Origin of the sequence: Candidatus Nitrosotalea sp. FS, from assembly GCF_011319475.1 — an archaeon.
Taxonomy (GTDB): domain Archaea; phylum Thermoproteota; class Nitrososphaeria; order Nitrososphaerales; family Nitrosopumilaceae; genus Nitrosotalea.
Genome location: NZ_RCMC01000043.1, coordinates 1 through 515, shown reverse-complemented (window position 1 = coordinate 515; position 515 = coordinate 1). Strand labels below are relative to the sequence as shown.

The 515-nt window shown below is 34.8% G+C and carries 1 protein-coding gene and 1 pseudogene; both read left to right on the top strand.

Features of this window, described 5'->3' with window-relative positions; translation table 11 throughout:
- Positions 1-97 precede the first annotated feature (97 nt).
- Positions 98-279: pseudogene (locus tag DYY66_RS15725) on the top strand (universal stress protein); the annotation flags it as partial.
- Between the two features lie 14 nt (positions 280-293).
- Positions 294-482, top strand: a complete 189-nt coding sequence (locus DYY66_RS15720; protein WP_394352545.1) for a universal stress protein — start codon at positions 294-296, stop codon at positions 480-482.
- Positions 483-515 lie beyond the last annotated feature (33 nt).

The following is a 515-nucleotide window of genomic DNA, read 5'->3' as shown; positions in this document are numbered from 1 at the left end:
CTGTCTAATTTTTGTTCTAGGCGTAATTTGTTGTGAATTACATGATTTTTCTCATGACACAAGGTCATTTCTAGAACGTCATCAATATTAGCCGCAATTGTGTAATAATACATTGTTCTCAAAAATTCTAGTTGCAGTGGATGGTTCCGAATCTGCAAAAAAGGCGTTTGAAAAGTCGATCTTCTTAGCACAAAAATGTAATTCAAAACTAGATGTGATTCATGTTGTACTTGATTCTACTTATGGTGGAGATAGTGCCACTACGTTTGAACTAATTGANCCTAGAACATGGCATTCTTGTAGAAACACTGTTGAAGATTGGAGACTACTCTCAGGTAATTATTGATACTGCAAACAAAAATGATTATGATCTAATTATGATGGGTAGTAGAGGAATGAGTGTTTTTAAAGAATTGCTAGTTGGCAGTGTGTCATTCAAGGTCATGCATCACGCCAAATGTCCTGTTATGGTTGTAAGGTGATGAAGAATTTTATCTGATTCTTTCTAAACACAG